General features: G+C 59.4%; 1 protein-coding gene. It reads right to left on the reverse strand.

The genetic code is table 11. The annotated features are described in order from the left end of the window. Positions 1-62: 62 nt before the first annotated feature. The coding region (locus tag ACWTU8_RS32565) for a histidine phosphatase family protein (protein WP_455851342.1) at positions 63-465 on the reverse strand (403 nt) is incomplete at its 5' end.

A 465-nucleotide genomic window follows, 5' to 3' on the forward strand; every position in this document is an offset into this window, starting at 1 on the left:
AGCGACACGAACTAGGGTTTTAACTATTTGAATGGACTTCGAGAGCGCTCGGCGTTGCGCCTCTAAAGCCACTCGAGGCTCTGGCCTTCAAGTTTGAGCACGCGATCCTGCGGTATTTCCAGGTTCGCGGCCTCGTCCTCGGTCACATCAAGCACGAAACGGAACAGGGTGCGCATGACGCCGCCATGCGTCACGCAGATCGTCTTGCGATCGATCTCGTCGAAGCAGGGTTTCACCCGTTCGAGCAGCATCTGGTAGCTCTCCGCACCGTCGCCGGGCGGCTGGAAGTTCCACTTGTCCCGCGCGCGTGACCGCTTGGCTCCGGGAGACTGCGTCTCCAACTCGGCAAAGGTAAAGCTCTGCCAGTCACCGAAATTGACTTCAATCAGTCTGGTATCGGTTCGATAGGCGAGCGGATCGACCTTCATCGCGGCGCGGATGCGTTCCATCGTTTCGCGCGTCCGC

Source organism: Mesorhizobium sp. BHbdii, from assembly GCF_053848045.1.